The organism is Rhodococcus sp. 14-2470-1b (genome assembly GCF_002259415.1).
In the GTDB taxonomy this organism is placed as follows: domain Bacteria; phylum Actinomycetota; class Actinomycetes; order Mycobacteriales; family Mycobacteriaceae; genus Rhodococcoides.
Window position 1 is genome coordinate 1 of record NZ_NPFY01000069.1, and the last position, 887, is coordinate 887.

The window sequence follows — 887 nt, forward strand, 5'->3', positions numbered from 1 at the left end:
ACCGCAGCCGACCAGCACACCCTCATCCTGACCATCCACCACGCCATCACCGACGGCTGGTCCACCCCGCCCCTGATCGCCACACTGCTCCGCGCCTACAACAACCCCACCACACCCGCACTCCCCGACACCACCTACCCGAGCTTCCTTAACTGGCTCACCCACCACGACCACACCACCTCACTCGACACCTGGACCACCGCCCTCGCCGACGTCACCGAACCCACCCTCATCGCCACCACCAACACAGCCACCACCAACACAGCCACCACCGACACAGCACAACCGATCGAACTCACCCACACCATCGACCCCACCCTCACCCACCAACTACGCACACTCGCCCGCACCCACAGCACCACCCTCAACAGCGTCATCCACACCGCCTGGGCACTGACCCTGAACGCCATCACCGGACAACCCACCATCACCTTCGGCACCACCGTCTCCGGACGACCCGCCCACATCGACGGCATCGAAAACGCCGTCGGCATGTTCCTCAACACCATCCCCACCCCCGCCCACCTCGGCCACAACCCCACCGTCGCCGAACTCCTCGACCAAATCCACCACCACAACACCACCGTCCTCGACCACCACCACACCCCACTACCGGACCTGCACCACCTCACCGGACTCCCCGCCCTCTTCGACACCCTCCTCGTCTACGAGAACTACCCCCTCGACGACGACACCGACACACACCACGACCTCGCGCTCACCAGCGTCGACATCCACGACTCCACCCACTACCCCCTCACCCTCGGCATCCTGCCCACACCCACCCACATCACCATCGAACTCTCCTACCAACCACACCGCATCACCCACCACACCATCACCACCCTCACCACACTCCTCGACACCGCCCTACACACCCTCGCCAC

Annotated in this window: 1 protein-coding gene; it reads left to right on the top strand. The window is 64.7% G+C overall.

Translation table 11 applies throughout. From position 1 onward, the window contains the following. Nucleotides 1-887: condensation domain-containing protein (locus tag CH293_RS27765; protein WP_217900801.1), on the top strand; the 887-nt coding region annotated here is incomplete at both ends.